The organism is Shewanella putrefaciens (genome assembly GCF_016406325.1).
Lineage (GTDB): Bacteria > Pseudomonadota > Gammaproteobacteria > Enterobacterales > Shewanellaceae > Shewanella > Shewanella putrefaciens.
In genome coordinates this window covers 1103415-1127981 of sequence record NZ_CP066370.1, presented here as the reverse complement: position 1 = coordinate 1127981, position 24567 = coordinate 1103415, and the positions used below count along the sequence as shown (strand labels likewise).

The 24567-nt window shown below is 45.5% G+C and carries 20 protein-coding genes and 1 pseudogene; 5 read left to right on the top strand and 16 right to left on the bottom strand.

What is annotated here, in order from left to right; translation table 11 throughout:
• Positions 1–15 precede the first annotated feature (15 nt).
• From gabD to JEZ96_RS05075, 9 genes and pseudogenes are all read right to left on the bottom strand, one after another.
• A complete protein-coding gene (gene gabD / locus JEZ96_RS05115; RefSeq protein WP_025007365.1) occupies positions 16–1464 on the bottom strand; it encodes an NADP-dependent succinate-semialdehyde dehydrogenase in 1449 nt (482 codons plus the stop codon).
• 50 nt (positions 1465–1514) lie between these two features.
• The gene (locus JEZ96_RS05110) at positions 1515–2801 is read right to left on the bottom strand and encodes an NAD(P)/FAD-dependent oxidoreductase (RefSeq protein ID WP_011790334.1); all 1287 of its coding nucleotides are present in this window, start codon (positions 2799–2801) and stop codon (positions 1515–1517) included.
• Positions 2802–3058: 257 nt separating this feature from the next.
• Positions 3059–3874 (bottom strand): ABC transporter permease subunit, encoded by an 816-nt coding sequence (locus JEZ96_RS05105; protein ID WP_198779860.1) that lies wholly within the window; start codon positions 3872–3874, stop codon positions 3059–3061.
• Positions 3871–4776: an ABC transporter permease subunit gene (locus tag JEZ96_RS05100; RefSeq protein ID WP_011790336.1), complete on the bottom strand. Its 906-nt coding sequence runs from the start codon at positions 4774–4776 to the stop codon at positions 3871–3873. The genes JEZ96_RS05105 and JEZ96_RS05100 overlap by 4 nt, the downstream gene beginning before the upstream one ends.
• Positions 4773–5909, bottom strand: a complete 1137-nt coding sequence (potA, locus tag JEZ96_RS05095; RefSeq protein WP_011790337.1) for a polyamine ABC transporter ATP-binding protein — start codon at positions 5907–5909, stop codon at positions 4773–4775. The genes JEZ96_RS05100 and potA overlap by 4 nt, the downstream gene beginning before the upstream one ends.
• Before the next feature lie 175 nt (positions 5910–6084).
• Complete coding sequence (locus tag JEZ96_RS05090; protein ID WP_011790338.1) at positions 6085–7185, bottom strand: polyamine ABC transporter substrate-binding protein; 1101 nt, start codon at positions 7183–7185, stop codon at positions 6085–6087.
• Positions 7186–7805: 620 nt separating this feature from the next.
• Positions 7806–9161, bottom strand: a complete 1356-nt coding sequence (locus JEZ96_RS05085) for a glutamine synthetase family protein (protein WP_011790339.1) — start codon at positions 9159–9161, stop codon at positions 7806–7808.
• A gap of 2 nt (positions 9162–9163) precedes the next feature.
• Positions 9164–9925: pseudogene (locus JEZ96_RS05080) on the bottom strand (gamma-glutamyl-gamma-aminobutyrate hydrolase family protein).
• A 407-nt stretch (positions 9926–10332) separates the two neighbouring features.
• A complete protein-coding gene (locus JEZ96_RS05075; protein WP_014610087.1) occupies positions 10333–10881 on the bottom strand; it encodes a cupin domain-containing protein in 549 nt (182 codons plus the stop codon).
• A 236-nt stretch (positions 10882–11117) separates the two neighbouring features.
• Between JEZ96_RS05075 and JEZ96_RS05070 the strand changes: the two genes are divergently transcribed.
• Positions 11118–12425 (top strand): NAD(P)/FAD-dependent oxidoreductase, encoded by a 1308-nt coding sequence (locus JEZ96_RS05070; RefSeq protein WP_061782643.1) that lies wholly within the window; start codon positions 11118–11120, stop codon positions 12423–12425.
• 124 nt (positions 12426–12549) lie between these two features.
• Here the strand turns inward: JEZ96_RS05070 and JEZ96_RS05065 are convergent, their stop codons facing one another.
• The 6 genes from JEZ96_RS05065 to JEZ96_RS05040 all read right to left on the bottom strand — a co-directional run bounded on the left by JEZ96_RS05065 (position 12550) and on the right by JEZ96_RS05040 (position 18405).
• Positions 12550–13059, bottom strand: coding sequence for a DUF2937 family protein (locus JEZ96_RS05065; RefSeq protein ID WP_025007362.1), 510 nt, complete (start codon positions 13057–13059; stop codon positions 12550–12552).
• Between the two features lie 59 nt (positions 13060–13118).
• Positions 13119–13976, bottom strand: coding sequence for a sulfurtransferase (locus JEZ96_RS05060; protein WP_025007361.1), 858 nt, complete (start codon positions 13974–13976; stop codon positions 13119–13121).
• A 193-nt stretch (positions 13977–14169) separates the two neighbouring features.
• Positions 14170–14583 carry a septal ring lytic transglycosylase RlpA family protein gene (locus JEZ96_RS05055; protein ID WP_025007360.1) on the bottom strand — a complete coding sequence of 138 codons (414 nt, stop codon included), beginning with the start codon at positions 14581–14583 and terminating at the stop codon, positions 14170–14172.
• A gap of 743 nt (positions 14584–15326) precedes the next feature.
• Positions 15327–15719: a GCN5 family acetyltransferase gene (locus tag JEZ96_RS05050; protein ID WP_174704329.1), complete on the bottom strand. Its 393-nt coding sequence runs from the start codon at positions 15717–15719 to the stop codon at positions 15327–15329.
• 97 nt (positions 15720–15816) lie between these two features.
• Positions 15817–16194, bottom strand: a complete 378-nt coding sequence (locus tag JEZ96_RS05045; protein WP_041408240.1) for a hypothetical protein — start codon at positions 16192–16194, stop codon at positions 15817–15819.
• Between the two features lie 714 nt (positions 16195–16908).
• Positions 16909–18405 carry an aldehyde dehydrogenase gene (locus JEZ96_RS05040; RefSeq protein WP_061782642.1) on the bottom strand — a complete coding sequence of 499 codons (1497 nt, stop codon included), beginning with the start codon at positions 18403–18405 and terminating at the stop codon, positions 16909–16911.
• A gap of 280 nt (positions 18406–18685) precedes the next feature.
• On the opposite strand from JEZ96_RS05040, the gene JEZ96_RS05035 reads away from it, so the two are divergent.
• From JEZ96_RS05035 to JEZ96_RS05020, 4 genes are all read left to right on the top strand, one after another.
• Positions 18686–20038: an aspartate aminotransferase family protein gene (locus JEZ96_RS05035; RefSeq protein ID WP_061782641.1), complete on the top strand. Its 1353-nt coding sequence runs from the start codon at positions 18686–18688 to the stop codon at positions 20036–20038.
• 69 nt (positions 20039–20107) lie between these two features.
• Positions 20108–21598 carry a CoA-acylating methylmalonate-semialdehyde dehydrogenase gene (locus tag JEZ96_RS05030; RefSeq protein ID WP_025007356.1) on the top strand — a complete coding sequence of 497 codons (1491 nt, stop codon included), beginning with the start codon at positions 20108–20110 and terminating at the stop codon, positions 21596–21598.
• A gap of 30 nt (positions 21599–21628) precedes the next feature.
• Complete coding sequence (locus JEZ96_RS05025; RefSeq protein ID WP_011790350.1) at positions 21629–21994, top strand: cupin domain-containing protein; 366 nt, start codon at positions 21629–21631, stop codon at positions 21992–21994.
• Between the two features lie 186 nt (positions 21995–22180).
• A complete protein-coding gene (locus JEZ96_RS05020) occupies positions 22181–22903 on the top strand; it encodes a TorF family putative porin (RefSeq protein ID WP_061782640.1) in 723 nt (240 codons plus the stop codon).
• A gap of 124 nt (positions 22904–23027) precedes the next feature.
• On the opposite strand, the gene nagP is transcribed toward JEZ96_RS05020, so the two are convergent.
• Positions 23028–24326, bottom strand: coding sequence for an N-acetylglucosamine MFS transporter NagP (gene nagP, locus JEZ96_RS05015; protein ID WP_011790352.1), 1299 nt, complete (start codon positions 24324–24326; stop codon positions 23028–23030).
• Positions 24327–24567 lie beyond the last annotated feature (241 nt).

Here is a 24567-nt window from a genome sequence, read left to right as displayed (position 1 = left end):
CCAAATCGGGCCGTATTAAACGGACATACAGATATATTTGATTTCTAAATATTCTTCGATGCCAAACTTAGAACCTTCGCGGCCCAGCCCTGAAGATTTAATCCCACCAAAGGGCGCGACTTCCGTCGAAATCAAACCAGTGTTAACGCCAACCATGCCGTATTCCAAGGCTTCGGCGACTTTCCAAACCAATGAAATATCGCGGCCATAGAAATAGGCGGCGAGGCCAAATTCAGTATCGTTAGCCTGTTTAATCACATCGTCGACATCACTGAATTTAAACAGCGGCGCGAGTGGCCCAAAGGTTTCTTCGCGGGCAACACGCATGCTTTTATCGACATTGGTGAGTACGGTTGGCTCGAAGAAATTACCGCCAAGATCATGAACTTTGCCGCCCGCGAGCACTGATGCGCCTTTTGCAATGGCATCAATAAGGTGACTTTGCACTTTCTCGACTGCGGCAGCATTGATCAGCGGGCCAGTCGTGACCCCCTCGTTGATGCCCTCTCCAACCTTAAGCTTGCCCACAGCAGTGCTAAGTTTTAAGGCGAACTCGTCGTATACCCCGTCTTGCACATAAATACGGTTAGCGCAGACACAGGTTTGGCCGGCATTACGGTACTTAGCTATCATGGCGCCTTCAACGGCGGCATCGATATTTGCATCGTTAAATACGATAAATGGCGCATTGCCGCCAAGCTCTAGCGACAGTTTTTTTAAGGTAGGCGCACATTGCGCCATTAATTTAATACCGATATTGGTTGAGCCCGTGAAGGATAATTTACGCACTATCGGGTTGCTGCACATTTCATTACCAATCTGCACCGCATCACCCGTTAACACACTAAATACGCCCGCAGGAATACCGGCACGTTTAGCGAGTTCAGCCATCGCTAATGCGGTAAAGGGGGTTTGGTGCGCAGGTTTTACTACCATAGTGCAACCCGCAGCTAACGCTGGAGCGGCTTTGCGGGTGATCATCGCAGCAGGAAAGTTCCACGGCGTAATCGCGGCGGTTACACCGACAGGCTGCTTAATTACCATCAAGCGTTTATCCCCTTGATGCCCAGGAATGGTATCGCCATAAATACGTTTCGCTTCTTCGGCAAACCACTCGATAAACGAAGCGGCATAGGTTACTTCACCCTTGGCTTCTGCCAGCGGTTTACCCTGCTCAGTCGTCATGAGCAATGCTAAGTCATCACTGTTTTCATTGAGTAATTCAAACCAACGCCTTAACTTAGCGCCGCGCTCTTTGGCTGTGAGTGCGCGCCATGCAGGTAAAGCCGCTTCTGCCGCCTTAATCGCCATCTCAGTTTCAACTTGTCCCATATTAGGAACGTAACCAATCACGGCATTGGTTGCAGGATTAACCACCTTTAGCGTGTCACCAGAAACGGCATCACACCATTGACCATTAATAAAAGACTGTTGACGTAGCAAACTCGGATCATTTAATTGCACAAGGATTTCCTCGTATTATGAAGCTACCTAGCTTCTTAAAAGTGATGATGTTAGAGACCTAGTTTGTCTCTTAACGTGTAATACCAAGCTCCAATAGCACTAAAAGGGACGCGAAGTGCGTGACCGCCGGGGAAAGGATAATGTGGCAATGCAGCAAAGGCATCGAAGCGCGTGGCTTGGCCGTTGAGTATTTCAGCCAGCAACTTGCCCGCCAGATGGGTATAAGTGACACCGTGGCCACTGCACCCCTGTGAATAATAGATGTTCTTACCGATACGACCGACCTGTGGCAGGCGCGACAGCGTCAGTAGGAAGTTACCCGTCCACGCATAATCGATCTTCACATCCTTTAATTGTGGGAAGGTTTTGAGCATATTCGGAATAATGATCGATTTGATATCTGCCGGATCTCGGGCGCCATACACTACGCCGCCACCGTAAATCATCCGCTTGTCGCCAGACAGACGGAAATAATCGAGCAGATAGTTACAGTCTTCGACGCAGTAATCCTGTGGTAATAAGCTCGCAGCCAGATCGGCACTCAAAGGCTCTGTGGTGATCACTTGCGTGCCGCAGGGCATCGATTTTGCCTGCAGCTCTGGCATTAACTTACCTAGATAGGCGTTACCTGCCACGACCACAAACTTGGTTTTTACACTGCCCTGCGCCGTATGCACAACAGGGCTATCGCCCTCATCAACACGCAGCACTGCTGAGTCTTCAAAAATTTTACCGCCGAGGGATTCAACAGCGCGCGCTTCGCCTAGGGCTAAATTAAGCGGGTGAATATGACCACCGCTTTTATCCAGTAGTCCACCGACATAACGCTCAGTATTTACCACACCGCGAATGTCTTTAGCATCGAGAAGTTCGAGCTGATTAACATGGCCGTGGCTTTCCCACAGTTTTTTTTGATGACGTAGATGGCCCATTTGCTTTTCGTTCATCGCGGCAAACACACCGCCATCTTTTAGATCGCATTGAATATTATACTTAGCAATACGATCGCGGATGATTTGCCCGCCTTCAAAGGCCATCTGGCCAAAGAGTTTACCTTGTTCTTTACCGACTGTTTTTTCAATAGTATCAATGTCACGGCTATAACTATTAACGATTTGTCCGCCATTACGGCCCGAGGCGCCCCAGCCAATGCGAGCGGCTTCTAACACCACCACACTCATGCCTGATTCTAATAAATGCAACGCAGCAGAAAGGCCGGTATAACCCGCGCCAATCACACAAACGTCGGCTTCAATCGATTCCTGTAGACGCGGACGCTCGACTTTATCGTTAGCCGATGCGGCGTAATATGATCCTGTGTGGGGTATGGCAGACATGTTGTTCCCTTGAATTCTAATGTTCATTATTTTAAACAGCTATCACATCCTACACTTTCATAAAACGAAACACTAGCCAGAAAAGCGCAATATTTTACATTTTGTTTGATATATCAAACACGCGATTATTTTTAGCTCAGTGATTCAATTATGGTGATCTTAAGTCACAGGGCTAGCCTGCAAAGCAAAGCGGGTGATGGGTGTGGAGAGAATAATTAAGGATGGCTTTGCAGAAACAAAGCCATCCCAAGATTAAGCTAATTCATTGGTGTACGGTCACGTTTCTCTGCCCGCCTTGCCATATACCAAGAAAGGAAAGCGATGAGTGAAACACACAGTATGATCAGCGTTGCCAAGGCATTAATCTTCGGCGAAACCCCTAAACGTACCAAAGAGAACACCACCATAGGCAAGGTCGTAGCACCCGGGCCCGAGGCAAAGCTTGCGATCACTAAATCATCTAATGACAAGCTAAAGGACAATAGCCACCCCGCCATTAATGCTGGAGAAATAATGGGCACAGTGATAAGGAAAAAGGTCTTTAGCGGGGTAGCGCCTAAGTCCATAGCGGCCTCTTCGATTGACATATCTAGCTCACGTAATCTTGATGACACCACCACAGCTACATAGGCGGCACAAAATGTTGAGTGTGCAATCCACACTGTCACCATTCCGCGCTCCCTAGGCCAGCCCAATAAATCTGCCATATGCACAAACAGTAAAAGCAAAGACAAACCTGTAATCACCTCAGGCATAACCAACGGCGCGGTAATCATGTTCGACAGAGTCAGCTTTGCCCATGAACGCTTAAAGCGCGTCATCACAAAGGCTGCCATAGTGCCAATAATCACCGCCATGGTTGAGCTATAAAACGCTATACGCAGACTGGTCCATACGGCATCTAAAATCTGTTGATCTTGAAATAATTCACCATACCATTTAGGGGAAAATCCTCCCCAAACGGTCACGAGCTTGGAGTCATTAAATGAGTAAATAACAAGGATCAGCATAGGTGCGTACAAAAAAATCAGTCCGAACCACAACATCACAGAAGAAAAACTTAACTTTTTCATAGGTCTTTCTCCAAGCTACGCGCTTGATAGCGATGGAATAAAGTAATAGGAATAATCAAGAGTGCCAACATGACAATCGCCAGTGATGACGCCACAGGCCAGTCACGATTATTGAAAAATTCTTGCCACAGCACTTTACCTATCATTAATGAATCAGGACCGCCAAGTAATTCGGGGATCACAAACTCACCCACTGCAGGAATAAACACCAACATGGAACCTGCAATCACACCGCTTTTAGAGAGTGGGAAAGTGATTTTCCAGAAGGTATTTAAACGACTTGAACCTAAGTCCGATGCGGCCTCAATTAAACTCATATCGAGTTTCACTAAATTGGCGTATAGCGGCAGGATCATAAAGGGTAAATAGGCATAAATGATGCCGATATACACTGCAATATTGGTATTTAAAATTTGTAATGGCTCAGAGATAACACCTAACCATATGAGTGCATTATTAATAATGCCAGTATTGCTGAGCAGTCCCATCCAAGCATAAACGCGAATTAAGAACGAGGTCCATGAGGGCAACATCACCAGTAATAGCAAAACTGTCTGCAAACGCGCGGGGGCACGGGCGATGGCATAAGCCATTGGATAACCAATGATCAAGCAGCCTAAAGTAGAAATAAATGCGGTTTTCAACGAACTCAGATAGGCCGAATAATAAAGCGAATCATCAAGTAACATCAGATAGTTACCTAGATGCAAAAAAATATTTAGCACATCATCTGCGTATTGGAACGTCGGCTCATAGGGTGGGATAGCGATAGCAGCCGTTGAAAAACTGATCTTGAGCACAATCGCAAAAGGTAAGGCAAAAAATAACAGCAGCCACGCATAGGGCAATCCTATGGTCCAGAAGCGTCCCCTTGGCCATTTTAATCTTGAGAGTAATTTCATGATCTCAACACCACGCCACTGGTGTCCTCCCAACTGATAAACACTTCATCATCCCAAGTAGCATGATCGGCACGGCGTTCACGGTTAGTCATACTACACTGTACAATTTGGCCATTCTCTAAGCGAATGTAATACACTGATATACCACCTAAGTAAGCGATATCATGCACAATACCTTTCGCCCAATTATATTCACCTTCGGGTTGCTCACGGCTAATTATCGTCTTTTCAGGGCGCACCGCTAACCATACATGCTTATCTTCAAGGCTGGTCGTTACTCCGTAGCCGACATAAAAAGATTGAGCTAATTCATTGGGCTTAATGATCAAATGGTCAACTTCATCCACTTCAATTTCACCACCAAACAAATTCACTGAACCAATAAACTCGGCAATCATACGACTGTTCGGGCTTTCGTAAATGTCCATCGGTGAGCCTGTTTGAGCAATCCAGCCATCACTCATAATGGCAATCCGTCCGGCCATGGTCATCGCTTCTTCTTGATCGTGAGTCACCATTACGCAAGTCACACCAACACGCTCAAGAATTTCAACCACTTCGAGTTGCATCTGGGTACGCAGTTTTTTATCCAATGCGCCCATAGGTTCATCAAGCAGCAATAATTTAGGACGCTTAGCAAGCGAGCGTGCCAGCGCAACACGCTGACGCTGACCGCCAGATAACTGGTGAGGTTTACGCTTACCATATTGTTCCATGTGCACAAGTTTAAGCATCTCTTGCACGCGCTGCTCAATTTCAGCTTTAGGTAGCTTGTCTTGCTTCAAACCAAAAGCAATATTTTGCGCCACCGTCATATGGGGAAATAAAGCATAGGATTGAAACATCATATTGATAGGACGTTCGTAGGGCGGTAAGTCGGTGATATCTTCACCATCAAGATAAATGCGGCCCGATGTCGGTTTTTCAAAGCCTGCGAGCATACGCAGTAAAGTCGATTTCCCAGATCCAGAACCACCAAGTAAGGCGAAAATTTCACCTTTATTGATCGTCAATGACACATCATCAACTGCACGTACATCGTCGAATAATTTACTGACCCGCTCAATCTTGAGCAGTACATGTTCTTGCGTCTTTGTTGTGGGTTTATTGGTGACGCCCGAGGTGCTTGCCATAATACTTCTCCGCCCAAATACCGATACGCTTCGCGTTCAAGTCTTGAGATTTACGCAATAAATGAATGATAAGGCTAACTCTGTTTATCCATCCAAGCCCGGTTTTGAAAGGGGTTTTCCCCTCTGCAAATGAATAAACCAAAGCAGGGGCAAGCTAAACTTGCCCCAAAATCGATTATTTACCTGATTTCACTTTGGTCCAAACGCGGGTTAATACACGTTGGATTTTTAAAGGACGGACTTCGCCGATATACAATTTATCTAACACTTCTTTAGATGGATAAATCGCAGGATCGGTGCGAACAGCTTCATCAACCAAAGGTTGAGCAGGGTCATTAGGATTAGCATACGCCACATAGTTAGAAATAGGCGCAATCACTTCTGGACGTAATAAATAGTTGATAAACTTATGCGCATTTTCAATATTTTTAGCATCGGCAGGGATAGCTAACATATCAAACCAAAGATTTGCGCCTTCTTTTGGAATGGAGTAACCGATCTTATTGCCATTACCCGCCTCATCGGCACGTGCTGCCGCTTGGAATACATCTCCAGAGAAACCATAAGCAACACAGATATCCCCGTTGGCAAGGTCAGAAATATAACGAGATGAATGGAAGTATGTTACATAAGGGCGAATTTTTTCCAGCAACTCACCCGCTTTTTCATAATCTTCAGCTTTAGCACTATTGGGATCTAAGCCTAAATAAATCATGGCCTGTGGCACCATATCGTCGGCAGAATCCAACATAGCAAAGCCACACTTAGCGATTTTTTCGGCATATTTAGGGTTGAAGATCAGTTCCATAGAATCAAATGGCGCATCTTCCCCCACGGCCGCTTTCACTTTGTCGATATTGTAACCTATACCATTAGTTCCCCATAAATAGGGCACTGCGTACTGGTTACCAGGATCGGCCTTTTCAAGCTGTTTCATATGCTCCGCGTTGAGATTTTTAAAGTTACTCAATTTAGAACGATCTAATGGCTTAAAAGCACCTGCTTTAATTTGTTTCGCTAAAAAGTGATTGGAAGGAACGACGATGTCATAACCGCTACGGCCAGACAATAACTTAGCTTCTAGCACCTCGTTACTATCAAATACATCGTAAATAACCCGAATGCCTGTTTCTTTCTTGAAGTTTTCTAAGGTATCTTCCGCGATATAATCAGACCAGTTATATACGCGAACCACTTCCTCAGCTTGAACAGTAACACTTGCTAGCACGCCTGTGGTCACTAAAGCCAAGGTGGTCATCTTATTAAATAGCTTCATGCTTTCTCCTTTCTCGGGTAGCAGAATTGCCTATATCAATCCTGAAATTGTGTCACCGACCAACAGCTCGGTTATTGTTGTTATTCTCGACCAATGCTACACCTTAAAAACCGCATCGGCAGTCTTCACAGCACCATAATCATGCCTTCTGTTTGAGGTGACTGCAATTTGTTCGTAATCAGATTTCATGCCAAACCTACTAATTTGTTCAGATTGCATTATCAATCATAAAAACAGACTAGATATGAAAAATCCGCTACATATTGCAACATAAAGACAAATGTCTCAAGTCCCTAAAACAAGGATAAAGCCTATTGCAGCAAATCCATTTTTAGCATTACTAACAATAGGTTACTAAAAATAAATCTGATACAGCCTCCTATGTTAGCGCTAAATTTAAAAAATCTTTCGATTGAGGCCCTTACTGCATGGCTTATCGAATTACCCTTTAAGCTTAATAAGAATAGTTGAAGATATTTTATTCAAAAAATTCTGCACCAAAGTAAAGCAAAATCACCACTATGGTGCAGGGGTTTTCTAACTAATCTAGCCACACCATTTATCCGCATATCGAAACTATGTAAAAATTGGTGACTAATTTATGTTCAAACCTGCATAGATTACACACTTAACAACAAGAACTCCCGTTCCCACGAACTCACTACACGGCGGAAGTTTTCAAGTTCGGCTTGTTTTACTGCCACAAATCCTGTGGTGAACGACTCACCTAAATACTCCTTACAAGCGTCACTTTCTTCCATTGCTGCCAATGCCTCTTCTAACGTCAATGGTAAGCAATGGGGATTGTTGCTTCGACTTTCATTTGATTTACCTTGAACGGGCGTTGATGGTTTGAGCTTTTCTACCATACCGATATAACCGCAGAGTAAGCTCGCTGCAATAGCGAGATAACAGTTAGCATCCGCGCCTGGAATACGGTTTTCGATACGGCGATTTTGTGGCGACGATTCTGGTATGCGTAAACCACAGGTACGGTTTTCAACCCCCCATTCCAAATTTACCGGTGCCGATGTTCCGGGCAAAAAGCGGCGGAACGAATTAGCATTGGGCGCCATTAATGGCAGTAACTCAGGAATAAATTTTTGTAACCCAGCGATATAACTCAAAAATAATGCACTTTGAGTACCATCTTCATTAGTAAAAATATTCTTACCCGTTTCTTTATTAATCACACTCTGGTGAATATGCATCGCACTACCTGGTTCATCTGTAACAGGTTTCGCCATAAAAGTAGCGCAAACATCATGCTTTAATGCCGCTTCACGCAGGGTACGCTTAAAGATAAAAACTTGATCAGCAAGCGATAATGGATTGCCATGACTGAAGTTAATCTCCATCTGTGCGGGTCCATCTTCATGGATCAAGGTATCGATATCTAAACCTTGGATTTCGCACCAGTCATACATATCTTCAAACAGTGGGTCGTATTCATTAGCCGCATCAATAGAAAAAGATTGGCGACCCGCTTCTGGTCTACCCGAACGACCAATCGGAGGCTTTAAGGGTAAATCGTGGTCGTCACTGCGACGAGTTAAATAAAACTCCATTTCGGGCGCAATAACAGGCTCCCAGCCCTGTTCATCATACAGAGACAACACTTTTTTCAACACGTTACGCGGTGAAAGCTCTATGGGGTTACCCATTCTGTCGTAGCAATCATGAATAACCTGAGCCGTAGCTTCGATTGTCCATGGCAACATGAAGACCGCGTTTTCGTCAGGGACACATACAAAATCAATATCTGCATCGTCGAGTAACCGGTAGTAGATTTCATCGTCAACAAAATCCCCTGTGACTGTTTGTAGCAATACGCTCTCTGGCAAGCGCATGCCTTTTTCATCGAGAAACTTATCGACGGGTGCGATCTTGCCGCGAGCGATGCCAGTCATATCACTGATAACACATTCGACTTCTGTGATTTTTCGTTCTTTTAAAAAAGCGATTAGCTTATTCATTATTATTTCACTCGAGTTTTAGCCCTACGTCGGCAGGCATCACCAAACGCATTGAAAATAGAGAGGTAAAATGGATTTTCAGCCACCTTCCACTCTGGATGCCACTGCACACCAAGGGCAAATTCTTTGGTATCGATTACGGAGAAGGCCTCCACTAATCCATCTGGAGCATAAGCTTCTGGCCGTAACCCAACACCCAAACGCGCTACGCCTTAAGTATGAACAGAGTTAACCTCTGCAGAGTTACGGCCCCAAGCCTCGTAAATGACCCCCCCAGGCTCAACAGTAATACTGTGTGACGGCCCATATTGCACCTCTAAAGCGGCATTTTCATTTTCTCTATGTTCGATCAAACCAGCAACTTCATATAACTTTTGATGCAAGCTGCCACCAAAGGCCACATTCATTTCTTGAAAACCACGACATATTCCGAGGACAGGCACTCCTGCCGCAATAGCAGCGTGGATTAATGGCAAGGTAGTGGCGTCACGTTTGGGATCATGGTGAGTACCAGTCTCACTCGGTTGACCTGCATAATGGCGTGGCTCAACATTAGAAGGTGACCCCGTAAACAAAATGCCATCAAGCCGTGCCAAGATACTGTCAATAGGTGAATCATGCCCGAGTGATGGGATCACCAAAGGCCAGCCTTTCGCACCATCAACAACACCTAAAAGATATTTTTCACCAACAATATTAAACGGATGTGAACCCAATTGTTGATTACACGCAATAACACCAATGAGGGGTAACTCTGCAGACATAACTCACCTTAGGGTCTCATTTTACTAGCATATCGAACACTTTAACTTTAAATGTTCATTTTTTCACACAGTACACCGAAATTTAAAACTAGGCAAGAGGTTATCTATTTGTTAAACCCACTGTCCATACCGTTTTTATTTTTTATGAATAACATCGTGTTAGCTGCTATTGTTCGTTCGTTTCAACAATAGCACTCTAGTAGTCTGCTGTAATTAAAGACGAATAAAGCCATGGCGAGTGAACATCAATGGCATCATTGAAAGTTCATTTGACTAATATTATTTACACAGGGAAGGAATACTTAAAAGATAACGCGGCGGGCTATTGGGTAAAAAGATAAACAATGACTCTGAAAATAAGCTCGCCGCTCTATTCTAAATAGAGCAGCGCAACAAAATAGCGAAAATTAGAAGTTTGCAGGTGTCGTTGCACTAATGAGTCGGCAAGGCTCATCGAAAGGATTACGGAATCGATGGGGTAGCTCACTGTTAAAATAATAACTGTCACCCGCTTCCAAAATATACACTTCATCCCCTACAGTGAGTTCGAATTTACCTTCTATCACCATAGCGGCCTCTTCGCCTTGATGTTTTAACATCTCTTCACCGGTATCTGAACCCGGTGGATAAGTTTCACTCATTACAGACATAGCCCGGTTTGGATAATCACGGCCAATTAACTTAAATTCTAGCGGACCTGTGCCTATATCAAGCAGTTCATCGGATCGATATACCACTTTTTGTTCACACTCTGATGTGGCTTCAATAGAGAAAAAGTCCACTAAAGACATCGGGATACCCGACAATACTTTTTTTAAAGAACTGACAGATGGGCTAACACTGTTTTTTTCGATCATTGAAATCGTACTGTTAGTCACACCAGCACGCTTAGCTAATTCCCGCTGAGATAAGCCTTTCATTTTTCGAACAGTTTTGAGACTGGCACCAATATCCAAATTTCACATCCCCCAAAAGGTTCGGGCAACCCCCGATAGATGACGAACAGATTGTTCAGGATAAACATCATCCCAAATGTATTCACACCCCAAAAGCACCTGAATTAACGCTTTAATTGTATTCTATAGAAAAAATGTGTTAAATAAAACGAACACTTTTTCTGAACATCTGAAAAGTGTGATGAGTATACTGAGACAAGTCCAATTTACAATAAAAACAATTTTTTGGAGCCATCATGGCACACAAACCACCAGTGCACAGTGAACAGTATCCACACTCTTATTATCTTGATACTGCTAAAGAAATTTACGCACACCCACAACTCGAAGGTAGTATCAATGCCGATGTCTGCATCGTAGGCGGTGGTTTTAGCGGTCTCAATACCGCCATAGAACTCGCACAGCGCGGCATGAGTGTCGTGCTGCTAGAAGCGAGGCGTATTGGTTGGGGCGCATCGGGACGTAATGGCGGCGAACTCATCCGCGGCATAGGCCATGATCCTTCGCAATTTCAAAGTGAAATAGGCACTGAAGGTGTTCAAGCAATTCAACAGATGGGCTTTGAAGCCATTGAAATAGTGCGAAATCGCATACAAGAACACAGTATCGACTGCGATCTGCAAATGGGTTACTGCGATTTAGCGGTTAAATCTCGCCATATGGATGAGCTTGAAGAAGAATTTAGCGCACTCAAAGCCATGGGTTATCCGCATGAGATCAAGCTATTAGCTAAGCCACAATTAGGTGAAGTCATTGGCTCAAATTTTTATCAAGGTGCGCTGGTTGATATGGGCAGCGGCCATCTACACCCACTTAATCTTGCCCTCGGTGAGGCTCGCGTTGCGCGCAATCTCGGTGCGCAATTGTTTGAATACAGCGCCGCCGAAAAAATCATTCAAGGCGCTAAACCAAGAGTCATTACCGCTAAGGGCGAAGTCAGTTGCCAATACTTAGTACTGGCGGGCAATGCGTATATTGGCCATAAACTTAATAGCTTTGTAGGGGGGAAAGTGTTACCTGCGGGCAGTTATTTATTGGCGACAGAGCCCTTAACTGAAGCCCAATGCACGAATATTATCCCGCAAAACATGGCCTTCGCAGATATGCGAATTGCCTTAGATTATTTTCACTTATCCGCAGATCGTCGTTTGTTATTTGGCGGCCTTTGTACCTATTCAGGTAAAGATCCGAAAGACATTGAAGCGGCACTGAGACCCAAGTTGGAGAAAGTTTTCCCGCAATTAAAAGGAGTACATATCGATTATGAATGGGGCGGCATGATAGGTATCGGCGCTAACCGTATGCCACAAATTGGTCGCCTTCCCGATGCCAATAATATTTTTTACGCCCAAGCCTATGCGGGACACGGCGTGAATGCCACCCATATGGCGGCAAAACTGCTTGCTGAAGCCATTTGCCAACAGGCGGGACATTTCGATGTGTTCGCTAAAATCAAGCATATGACCTTCCCCGGCGGCCCGACATTCCGCTCACCTATGCTCGCCGCTGGCATGCTATATCATAGATTTAAAGACTTGTTTTAAAGACTTGTTTTAACGGCTGGTTTTAAGCTCTAACGGATGATGCCCATCGAATAAGCGATTCGATGGGCATCACTATCGTTTAAGTGCCAATTGTTTAAATGCAAGCCGTTTAAATGCGAGTTATCTAAGTGCTCGCCAATCTCTGCCGCTTTCTACGCCTTGCCCACAGGATAAAAGGGATTGAGCAAAGGTAATGCACGACTAACGCCACTAAGACACCAAAACCGATCCCACTGGTAGTTAAAGGGATCCCCGGCGTAAAGTTACTGATGGTTTTCTCAAGATAATCAAAGCGAGTAGGATTAAACATATAGGCCGTTTTCTCAAACAAATTACCCGTATTAAAAATCGCCATACCCTCTGTTAACGCTTTATAACGTGCCAGTGTCTGCAGCTTTTGCTCTGCGTCTGCGCGTACACTGGGCTCCTCATTCTGTTGATGGCGAGCAATCATTTCATTGGCATCGACGTAATGATATTCCTTAGCCGTTGCTTCATAACCTTCTACCTGCCAACGAGTCGATTCATAGAATCCGGACAAAAATTGCTGATAATGATCAGCCAGTTGCGGCAATTGTAGTGCAAGCACTAGAATAAACCCAAACACTAACTTATCAATTAATCTACCAATCAAAACGATCTCCTTAATATTTTACCAAAGTGCGCAAAGTTGAATATTTTAGGCTTAAACAACTAGCACTCGATTGGCAAATCTGTTCGACTACCCCAATCCGCCCATGAACCATCATAGAGGATGGGCTTTGTATGTCCCGCGGCAACCGAAGCTAAGATCAAAATACACGCCGTAATCCCAGAACCACAGCTGAATATCCTTGCGGATTTATCCGCTGCTAGCCCTTGATAAATAGACTGTAGCTCACTGACCGTTTTGATTTTATTACCATCGAGCACTTGAGCAAAAGGTAAGTTAACCGAGCGAGGAATATGCCCCGAACGCACACCTGGGCGTGGCTCACTCACTTGGCCTAAAAAGCGAGGCGCACCACGGGCATCGATAATCGCCGTGTCGGGATCTTCAATTCGTTTAAGCACAGCCTCGGCATCCATTACCCGCTCAGGGTGATATTGCAGCACATCAGCCAAAGTATCGACATCCGTAGGACCATAATCGACACCTTCGGCTTGATAACGCGATGAGATAATGCGGTCTTCTTCAATCCACTGGGGCAAACCGCCATCGAGTACATAGACTCGATTAAAGCCCATGACTTTAAAGGTCCACCACGCCCGTGGGGATGAATAAATACCTTGGTTATCATAGATAACAACAACACTGTCAGGCTCAATGCCAAGTTGCGCTATCCCTTGAATAAATTGCGCAAACGTCGGCAGTGCATGAATTTGGGTTGAAGTCTTATCGCAAAACTTATTCTCCACATCGAAACGACGTGAGCGCGGAATGCAAATAGGCTCATCGTATATCAAGGGTTCCTTACCAATCACGATTTCCATACTGGCATCGAGCAAGACTAAATAGGGATCGGTGAGGTGTGCTTCGAGCCACTGCGTACTGACAAGCGGGTATTCCATAAGGGGTCCTTTTATTGTTATCCGAGCCTGCCACCAGTCTCTCACCAAATGCCACAAAGCCCAAATATTGGCTTAAAAATTGAGACCTTGGATATTTCTATTAACGATATGAACTCAGTTTTATGGCACTAAAACACTAAATTACGAGTATCTTAGCCACGATACAGCTTGCCACAATTTTAAATCTTAACCGCTACTTAATCACTTCAATTTTCACGTCAATCAAACCAGAAGAAGTGTTACCTATACTGCTAAAAGCCGATTTTGACAGATCAATGATGCGGCCACGCACAAAAGGCCCTCTATCATTGATTTTTACAATGACACTTTTACCATTCTTAACATTGGTGACCTTAACACTCGAGCCAAAGGGTAACTTTTTATGCGCTGCTGTCTTTAATTTATGTTTGTAAAGTTCACCACTGGCCGTCTGCTTATTTTGATGTTTATCCCCATAAAATGAAGCCTGACCAGCTTCCGTGAATCCTACCCAGTTACCATTTTCACCCGTCTGCAGCGAAGAACAGCCAGCCAAAAAGCTTAGCAGTGCCAGTGCAAATAGTTTGACGAAATTGAACTGTCTAATTGGGTTTTGAAGTGCATTCACATGACACCCTCTCTAATAAGTGAACTCATTGCTAGCGGCTATTTGCCAGTAACGTCACGGGAAAAATAACGAAGAACCTTAGATGGCAAAGCTCGAATTTTGCATCCTAAAAGATCAAAAACCAGAAACAATAAATTCCCACGAGGCTACAGCAGTTACACGCTAAAATCACGTATTAGCAGGTAAATGCTCTCGGTTTGAAGTCAAATGGTTGCGGACATACTGACTTAGAAACAGACATATATGTGTTGTAGACCAGTTTTTTGGGGACCTGTAATTTTAGTTATTAACAGTTTAGCGTTTGCTGGTATCCACTAACACAGGCTTGCCATGGCATTCGCTCGTCGACTCAGTGAATAGAAACCTAGGGTTTCTGAGCTTATGAACGAGAGCCATGGACGGCGAACTGGCAGTTAAACAGGGATGTTGTTCAAGTCCATCCGTAGATGCAGGGTCGCCCCATCTGACGTGACAGGATTCACAAATGTCGCGGTGGCATGGACGCCAAAGAGCGGCCATGGGGCGGACGGTCGTCTCGCTAATCACCATGGCTCACCTTTTTGGCATTAGCGTAACCTGCAGATTTAAAAGCGTTACGCAGCACGCTTTGGGACAAAAACCTTGTTAGATATTTTACTCTAAGTCGTTGGTTTCGGATTAATATTTCTATGGATTAACGCCCTCCACGCACGCGAGCAACTTGTTGCGAGTCGAGCGCCAAAGGCGCATTGTGCTGGCGATTGTTATGCCACAACATTGGCCTCTATAAACTGCGAAATTGTATGCTGAGCTCTTTTATTACCTTGTAACCATTCAACTAACCACTCGGTCACGCGCTCACCTTTCATGGGAATAAATTGACCTAGTGTTGGTTCATCTATCCACTCAATTTGCTTCACCAAAACCAGCGGTTGCTCAGAGCCTTTAGTGTTATCGGAAAATTCCTTAGCTGCCTCGAATGAAGAAAACGCGTAGTAGTAAACTTCACCATCAAACTCATCTGGTGCGCCAAGCCAAGGGCGACACCAGACATGATATTCAAGCACATCATCATAGAAGTAGCCGCCGCCAGATTTTGCCTCTGCCGGATATTCGCCAACCATTTTTTCATCAACAGCAACGGGAAAAATGCTCATATATCTCTCAAGGAATAACGCCCAAATTTAGCGCGGAAAGTCGCGCAGCGGGTTGACGTCGCAGCCAGAGCTTTTTGCTGGCGATAAAATTTGCTTGTTAGCTTTGGGGCTTCTTATCTTTATCTAGGGTTACCTGATTCATGCGGTAGCCAACTAGAAATGCAAAGGCAACTACTAAAAGAAAATGAGCACCAGGAAACACTTCGTTTAAACCAGTAAATTTTGAAATCTGAAAAGGCACTACAAAGCACAATGGCGCAGCCCAATATACTGGCTTTAATACAAGTTTTTGACCTGATATTTTTTGACCAAGCCAGAACCCAACAAAGCCTACCAAGAAATAAATTACTAAAGTGATCAATATACTTATAGCGCCAATACCAAGATTACCTCTTATAACTGGCAACAATATAAAAAAAAGCGCTGTAGCCGATAATACGGCTGAATATACGATTGTTTCCTTCTGATACTCCATTTTCACCTAACTTCTTAGTATTTATGCGCTGCGCTGTTTGCAGGGCATAAATCGCTTGTTGGACTTGGCCGCTGCCACATCCATGTCCATTGGTATAAATGATGCTATAGGAATTTGCTTTTTTACGGTAGCGTTTTTTTATACAGCTTGGTGGGTAATCACTTGATATCGTTTTAGCTTTCTCGTTCTTTCATGCTTATTTTTTTGCTGATGAATCGCTATCTAACGACTCAAAACTCCAAGGAATACACCTCCCCTCGGAGTTGCCGCTGGGCGAATAGACAAATTGCGTGAGTCTCGCCATGGATGGCGAGCTAGCTTCCGCAGGTACAGGGACGCATCCTTCGGAAGCGATAGCAAATTTGGCAATGAGCACAAGGGGCTTTCAACTCCGTTGGGGGGCGTCATGGAACATCCAAGGAGGATAGGACGAGCAGTCCTCCTTGGTCGGATGTGGGGTGAAGCCCCACGACTTTGACTTTGATTAAAGAATTCAAACTAAATAAGCAAAGCTTTAAAGTTGATATTCTTAGTATTCACTAGAGCTATAGAAAAACCTCGTAAACCCTATGGTTTGTTTGTATTGTTTGGGGCAAAACCGCCCTAAAAATAAAAACCTCTTTCCATGCAATATGAAAAGAGGTTTTAGTATTGAGCGAAAGCGACTCCTTCTTTTATATAGACAAAAAAAGAGCGGTTATAAAAACAGAGCGCTTATAGCACGATCCACGTCGCTTTCAGTTCTGTGTATTTGTCGAAGGAGTGCAGAGATTTATCTCGGCCATTACCTGACTGTTTATAGCCACCGAATGGCGCTGTCATGTCGCCGCCATCGTAATGGTTGATCCACACCATGCCAGCGCGCAGGGCTTTGGCCGTTTTATGGGCCTTGCTGATATCGGATGTCCACACACCAGCGGCTAAACCATAGATGGTATCGTTGGCTATTGATATCGCTTCTTCCATGCCATTAAATTCAATAACAGATAACACTGGGCCGAATATCTCTTCGCTGGCAATTTTCATCTGATTGTTTACGTTAGAAAATACCGTTGGCTGCACATACACGCCGCCTGTGTCGGCCATAACTTGGCTGCCACCGTGGACTAAGGTTGCACCTTCATCTTTACCCGCTTTGATGTAACTGAGTACTGTATCTAACTGTTGTTTATCAACAACGGCGCCGCTCACTGTCGCGGGATCGAGTGGATGCCCCGGATGCCATGAGGCTAACTCCTCAGCAATAAGCGCGATAAGCTCATCTTTCACCCCAGATTCCACCAGCAAACGCGAACCTGCGGTGCAAACTTCACCTTGGTTAAAGGCAATGGCTTCGGCCGCAGCAACAGCAGCAGCTTTCAGATCTGGCGCGTCATTAAAGACGATATTGGGGCTCTTGCCTCCGGCCTCTAACCACACGCGTTTCATGTTCGATTCACCTGCATAAATCATTAATTGCTTGGCAATTTTGGTGGAACCTGTGAACACCAACGTATCCACATCCATATGCAACGCTAAGGCTTTACCCACAGTATGACCAAATCCTGGCAACACGTTGAGTACGCCTTGTGGGATCCCAGCTTCAATAGCCAATTGCGCCATACGGATAGCCGTTAAGGGTGACTTTTCAGAGGGTTTTAATACTACACTGTTACCCGTGGCAAGCGCTGGCCCGAGCTTCCAACACGCCATCAGCATAGGGAAGTTCCACGGCACAATCGCGGCCACAACCCCGACTGGTTCACGGGTGATCATGCCAATTTCGTTGTGAGCCGTTGGCGCAAGTTCATCGTAAATTTTATCAATCGCTTCGCCAGACCAGCGAATCGCACGGGCAGCACCCGCCACATCCACCGCTTTAGAGAAACGAATCGGTTTACCCATGTCGAGGGTTTCTAACAGTGCGAGTTCATTGGCATTTTCCTCCAGTAACTCGGCGAAACGTATCATCACTTGTTTGCGCTTTACCGGAGACTGCTGCGACCAAACACCAGACTCAAATACGCTGCGACCATTAGCAACCGCAAGATTAGCATCCGCAAGATCGCAACTAGCCACTTTTACCAACAAGCGGCCATCGATAGGACTAATACAATCGAAGGTGTTACCCGAAACGGCATCTTGGTATTCGCCATTGATAAACGCCTTACCATTAATAGATAGACTGGCAGCCAGACTTTCCCATTCGCTGCGGCTCTTCGGTGTGCTCATGATGACCTCTTAATCATTCGTATAGGTGTGGTTTATCGTTCATCGACAAGAAAATAGTGGTCTGTGACGACTTTAGCGCAAATGCTAAACATCATCACAGTCATAATCTGAGCTTCAGGTTACGCTGTTTAAACCATAAAATTCAATATTTTTTACAAAAATAGCTTTTTTGCCATAATTAACTGCACACACCTCTTCCATGTTCATTATTTCTAACATAGCATAGCAAATATTAGCCACCCTAAAACAAGACCTGAAAATACAGGACAAGGTAGACACTATGGCCGATTTGCCGCTCAATTGTGCAAGCGACTCCTCACTTGATCATCCCTCACTTGAACATTTCTGGATGCCTTTTACCGCCAACCGCCAATTTAAAGCTAGCCCGCGGTTACTCGCCAAGGCCGAAGGCATGTATTACACGGATATTGATGGTAATAAGGTATTAGATGCCACCGCAGGTTTATGGTGTTGTAACGCAGGCCATGGTCGCAAGGAAATCAGCGAAGCGGTCAGCAAACAAATTAAAGAGATGGACTACGCGCCCTCCTTCCAAATGGGTCACCCTATCGCCTTTGAACTCGCAGAGCGTTTAACAGAGTTAAGCCCAGAGGGATTGAACAAGGTCTTCTTTACTAACTCAGGTTCTGAGTCCGTCGATACAGCACTTAAGATGGCACTTTGCTATCACAGAGCCAACGGTCAAGCCTCTCGCACCCGCTTTATCGGCCGCGAAATGGGCTACCACGGCGTCGGCTTTGGCGGCATATCTGTGGGGGGCTTAAGCAATAACCGCAAGGCCTTTAGCGGCCAATTATTACAAGGTGTCGATCACTTACCCCACACCTTAGATATCCAAAATGCGGCATTTACCCGTGGACTCTCGCCCTTTGGCGCTGAAAAAGCCGAGGTATTAGAACAGTTAGTGACCCTGCACGGCGCCGAGAATATTGCCGCCGTAATCGTTGAACCTATGTCGGGTTCTGCCGGGGTGATATTGCCGCCCCAAGGTTACTTAAAACGTCTGCGTGAAATCACTAAGAAGCACGGCATCCTACTGATTTTTGACGAAGTCATTACCGCTTTCGGCCGTGTTGGCGCCGCTTTTGCGAGTCAACGTTGGGGCGTTATCCCAGATATAATCACCACGGCTAAAGCCATCAATAACGGCGCCATCCCTATGGGCGCAGTGTTCGTTCAAGATTTTATCCACGACACTTGCATGCAAGGCCCTAATGAACTGATTGAGTTCTTCCACGGCTACACCTATTCCGGTCATCCAGTGGCGGCAGCGGCGGCGCTTGCCACCCTATCGATTTATGAAAATGAGCAATTATTCGAGCGCAGTTTTGAGCTTGAACGCTACTTTGAAGACGCTGTGCACAGCCTCAAGGGCCTGCCGAATGTGATTGATATTCGCAACACAGGCTTAGTGGCGGGGATCCAATTTGCCCCTAACGCCCAAGGCGCGGGTAAACGGGGTTACGGCGTGTTTGAACACTGCTTCCGCCACGGCACTTTAGTACGAGCCACGGGCGACATCATTGCCATGTCACCGCCACTGATTGTCGATAAACGCGAGATTGACCAAATGGTTAATGGCCTAAGCGATGCCATTAACGCCGTTGGATAATAGCACCAGCGGTTCGTTCCACTCTCACATTTAACACCCCGCTGCGGCGAGGAACTTCAAAGGTTAACTATGCTCAAGATCACTCACTTTGTTAATGGTCAGCACACCCCTGCCAGTACCAGAAGCCAAGATATTTTTGAACCCGCCACGGGTGAACTACGTGGCCAAGTCTCACTGGCAAGCGAAACCGAAGTCGGCGAAGCCATCGCGATCGCTAAAACCGCCTTTGAAACCTGGTCACAAGTCACGCCGCTCAACCGTGCTCGAGTGCTTTTTAAATTCAAAGCCTTAGTCGAGCAGCACCTGGATGAAATGGCGCAGCTTATCACCCGTGAGCACGGCAAAGTGATCGACGATGCTAAGGGCGAGTTGATCCGTGGTCTCGAAGTGGTCGAATTTGCCTGTGGTATTCCGCACTTGCTTAAAGGTGAACACACCCAGCAAGTCGGTGGCGGCGTCGATTCTTGGTCAGTTAATCAAGCTTTAGGTGTTGTCGCAGGCATAGCGCCCTTTAACTTCCCCGTGATGGTTCCCATGTGGATGTTCCCAATCGCGATTGCCTGCGGTAACACCTTTATTATGAAACCCTCGGAAAAAGACCCAAGCTCAGTGATGCGGATTGCCGAGCTGCTTAAAGAAGCGGGTCTTCCCGATGGCGTGTTTAACGTGATTAACGGCGACAAAGAAGCCGTCGATACCTTACTCACCCATAAAGATGTGCAAGCGGTGAGCTTTGTAGGCTCAACGCCGATTGCCGAATACATCTACAGCACAGCCTCTAAACATGGCAAACGCGTGCAAGCCTTAGGCGGCGCGAAAAACCATATGTTACTCATGCCAGATGCAGATTTAGATCAAGCCGTTAGCGCCTTAATGGGTGCCGCTTACGGCAGTGCTGGTGAGCGTTGTATGGCAATTTCAGTCGTACTCGCGGTAGGCGATGTGGGCGACGCGTTAGTGGAAAAACTGCTACCGCAAATCCAAACCTTAAAAGTCGGCAACGGCCTGACGCCAGAGATGGAAATGGGCCCGCTGATCTCAAAACAGCACCTTGCCAAAGTCACCCAATATGTTGAAGCCGGTGTGCAAGAAGGTGCAGCGCTGCTGGTCGATGGCCGTAAACTGAGTGTTGAAGAAAATCCACAGGGTTATTTCCTCGGCGCCTGTTTGTTCGACCATGTCACGCCTGAAATGAGCATCTACCGCGAAGAAATCTTTGGCCCAGTGCTGGCGATTGTGCGCGTGAAAGATTACCCAACGGCGCTTGAGCTGATTAACCGACACGAATTTGGCAATGGCACGGCGATTTTCACCCAAAGTGGTGAAGCGGCGCGACATTTCTGTCACCACGTGCAAGTCGGTATGGTTGGAGTGAATGTACCGATCCCAGTGCCGATGGCGTTCCACAGTTTTGGCGGTTGGAAGCGTTCACTGTTTGGGCCGCTGCATATGCATGGCCCCGATGGCGTGCGTTTTTATACCAAGCGTAAGGCAATTACTGCCCGCTGGCCTGTGGGTAAACAGACTCAAGCCGAGTTTGTGATGCCAACGATGAAATAGCCGAATATCAGCTCAACAAGGAAATCGCAAATGACTGTGAGCATCAACGCCATTATTCGCTTTGCTTCGGCGCAAACACCCGTCGAAACCTACCAGTTACCGACGGAAAAGTTGTTAACTGGCAATCCAACTCAAAGGTTAGAGAATCATTATTCTAGCCCTTGTGATCAATTTCACAGTGGGATTTGGCAAAGTGAATCAGGTGCTTGGAAAATAAACTACACTGAATACGAGTACTGCGAAATCCTCGAAGGGATAAGTGTTATCACAGATCTTCAAGGTCAATCGCAGACTTTCACTGTGGGCGACAGGTTTATTATACCCGCGGGTTTTCAAGGCACTTGGGAAGTAGTGGAACCCTGCCGTAAGGTTTACGTCATTTTCGAACAAAAGTAAGAGGAAAGGGGCCAATTTAAGCCCCAGCAAAACAGCTAAGTTATCTTAGCAATAACTCGCCATGAGGTCACAGCAACGGGTATTCCTAGGCTGTTGTTTGGCAAACCAACGGATGCACTGGCGCGATTGGATTAGCATGGTCGCTAGTAGCACGTCCGAGTCAACAAAGAAAATGGGAGAAATACCGTGTATAATAATCTGAATAAAAAACGGCTGATACAGCTTGTCGGACTCGCGCTAACCACAACCCTATTCTCCGGCATTGCCGCCGCCGAAGTCACTGGGGAAATTAGTCTGACTAACGACTATCGTTTCCGTGGCATATCACAAACCGCAGGCGATCCCGCTCTCCAAACGGGTATAGACTGGGGATTTGACTCTGGCCTATCTGTTGGTGCTTGGGCAAGTAATGTGGACTTTGACGAGCCAGGCTATAACGGTCCGGATGTTGAGTACGATTTTTATGTCGCCTATGGCAACGATCTCAATGATGATTTGAGTTACGATATCACGCTTTATCGTTATAACTATTCAGGTGAGAGTGATCTTGGTTACTTTGAAGTAACTGCTGGCGTTGAGTTTAAAGGTTTTCGTCTAGCCTATTGGTTTACCAATGATTATGGAGGAAGCGACTTAGACTATCACTATACCGAACTCAACTATTCCTACACATTTGTGGAAAATTGGAATCTCGATCTACACTACGGCTACAATGCTGGCGATGCCCTAGATGATGGCGAAGGTTTCGACAGTTACTCCGATTATTCTATTGGAGTGTCAACTGAATTTGCAGGTTTTGGTCTATCACTTGCGTGGTTAGGGACAGATCTTACTGGAGCTCAAAAAGTGACTGATGGTGCCTTTAAAACTAAAGATACTGTACTCGCCACCCTGAGTTACGCATTCTAACGCCCCACAGTTGTGATATCGCAATGCAAAACCGCCCTATTACTAGCATAATAAGGCGGTTTTATTTTTTATCTGAATACCATTAAATACGTTATTTATTAAAGACTTTTTGAATAATCACTGATTACCAACGACGCATTTTATGGCCTTTCACCGCGTAGAACAGGATGAATAGATAACAGGGCAACATCACAATATAACCGCCCTGCATGCCCATATCTGTCGCTGAGCTCATTAATCCCCAAGACACAGGCCCAAATGCGCCCCCCGCAATCCCCATGATAAGTAGCGCTGAACCTGTACTGGTCAATTTCCCCATACCAGACAGTGCTAGCGGCCACACCGCAGGCCAAACAATCGCATTGGCTAAACCAAGAAAGGCAATCATCAACAAAGTATCAGGCAGCGCCACACCACCAAAAGGCACTAACAGAATATTTGCGATGGCGTAAGAGTTATTGTCGCCAAATAAAATGCCACATGTCAGAACTAAACCTAAGATGGCTGAAACCATCAAGGCCTTAGGTTGGGAAATAAAACGCGGGATTAACAGGATACCTAAAGAATAACCCAGCACCATACACACCATGGTATAGGAAGTCATCACACCGTATGACTCTATGCCTAAAGACAAAGCAAATGTGCCAATGGTATCGCCAGCAATCACCTCTACAGCCACATAAACAAACAGCGCTAACACGCCAAAGGCTAAGTTAGGGTGAGATAATGCCGCTTTAAGTTGCCCTTTATCAGTATTTTCAGCAGCTTCATCTTCATTCAATAACTCTGGTAAGGGAGATTTTTTTACCGCGAGCGCTAAGATACCGATAAAAATGGCCATGCCTAAATAGGGCAATACTAAACCGTCAGCCATTTCTTCAATTTGCACTTGAGTCAGCTCAGTACCTATACGATCTTTAAAGCTGTCTAAAATCAACGCCGAAAACACCAATGGCGCAATCACACCCGCACCTTTATTTAAAATGCCCATCACACTCACACGGGCAGCGGCAGACTCTTCCGGCCCCAAACGCACCACATAAGGGTTAACCGCAGTTTGTAATAAGGTTTGGCCTGCGCCCATCACTAATTGGGCGAAAAGGAATAAGGCAAAAATTTGTGTTTCCGCAGCAGGGATAAACAGTAAACCCGCCAACATCATCACGCCCATGCCTATCGCCATGCCATTCTTATAGCCGACTTTGCGAATAAGCCAAGCGGATGGCAAGGCTGTAAAGGTCACTGCAATGTAGAAAGAAAACAGGATCAACGACGCTTGGAAGGGATTAAGTTGCAATATTTGTTTCAAATACGGCATCAAAGAACCATTCAACCAAGTGGCGAATCCGAGGATGAAAAAGAGCGCGGCCACTATGGCCATAGGGAGAAAGCTGCTTTTCTGCTGGCTTTTATCGAGTGTCATTTCCATAAACCTGCTTCTTATAGTAATTAATTATTTAGGTGATAACGGGATTTAAATTAATGCCTAAGTTCCCGAATATCCGTATCGCGACTCGTCCGCAATGGCTAATGTTACTATCTAAATGCACCATTGTTTCAGCGATGTTAAAACAAATAATACAAAAAGACAACGCTGTCATTTACGATTTACCACTCAACGCTATATAACTCTGACATTGGCACCGCAACCAAACTGCTAGGGC

What these genes read in the sequence shown, in the direction of transcription:
- JEZ96_RS05110 (WP_011790334.1), bottom strand. Translation starts at nt 2,801, where the DNA reads ATGTCTGCCATACCCCACACAGGATCATATTACGCCGCATCGGCTAAC.
- JEZ96_RS05105 (WP_198779860.1), bottom strand. Translation starts at nt 3,874, where the DNA reads ATGAAAAAGTTAAGTTTTTCTTCTGTGATGTTGTGGTTCGGACTGATT.
- JEZ96_RS05100 (WP_011790336.1), bottom strand. Translation starts at nt 4,776, where the DNA reads ATGAAATTACTCTCAAGATTAAAATGGCCAAGGGGACGCTTCTGGACC.
- potA (WP_011790337.1), bottom strand. Translation starts at nt 5,909, where the DNA reads ATGGCAAGCACCTCGGGCGTCACCAATAAACCCACAACAAAGACGCAA.
- JEZ96_RS05090 (WP_011790338.1), bottom strand. Translation starts at nt 7,185, where the DNA reads ATGAAGCTATTTAATAAGATGACCACCTTGGCTTTAGTGACCACAGGC.
- JEZ96_RS05085 (WP_011790339.1), bottom strand. Translation starts at nt 9,161, where the DNA reads ATGAATAAGCTAATCGCTTTTTTAAAAGAACGAAAAATCACAGAAGTC.
- JEZ96_RS05070 (WP_061782643.1), top strand. Translation starts at nt 11,118, where the DNA reads ATGGCACACAAACCACCAGTGCACAGTGAACAGTATCCACACTCTTAT.
- JEZ96_RS05060 (WP_025007361.1), bottom strand. Translation starts at nt 13,976, where the DNA reads ATGGAATACCCGCTTGTCAGTACGCAGTGGCTCGAAGCACACCTCACC.
- JEZ96_RS05050 (WP_174704329.1), bottom strand. Translation starts at nt 15,719, where the DNA reads ATGAGCATTTTTCCCGTTGCTGTTGATGAAAAAATGGTTGGCGAATAT.
- JEZ96_RS05045 (WP_041408240.1), bottom strand. Translation starts at nt 16,194, where the DNA reads ATGGAGTATCAGAAGGAAACAATCGTATATTCAGCCGTATTATCGGCT.
- JEZ96_RS05040 (WP_061782642.1), bottom strand. Translation starts at nt 18,405, where the DNA reads ATGAGCACACCGAAGAGCCGCAGCGAATGGGAAAGTCTGGCTGCCAGT.
- JEZ96_RS05035 (WP_061782641.1), top strand. Translation starts at nt 18,686, where the DNA reads ATGGCCGATTTGCCGCTCAATTGTGCAAGCGACTCCTCACTTGATCAT.
- JEZ96_RS05030 (WP_025007356.1), top strand. Translation starts at nt 20,108, where the DNA reads ATGCTCAAGATCACTCACTTTGTTAATGGTCAGCACACCCCTGCCAGT.
- JEZ96_RS05025 (WP_011790350.1), top strand. Translation starts at nt 21,629, where the DNA reads ATGACTGTGAGCATCAACGCCATTATTCGCTTTGCTTCGGCGCAAACA.
- nagP (WP_011790352.1), bottom strand. Translation starts at nt 24,326, where the DNA reads ATGACACTCGATAAAAGCCAGCAGAAAAGCAGCTTTCTCCCTATGGCC.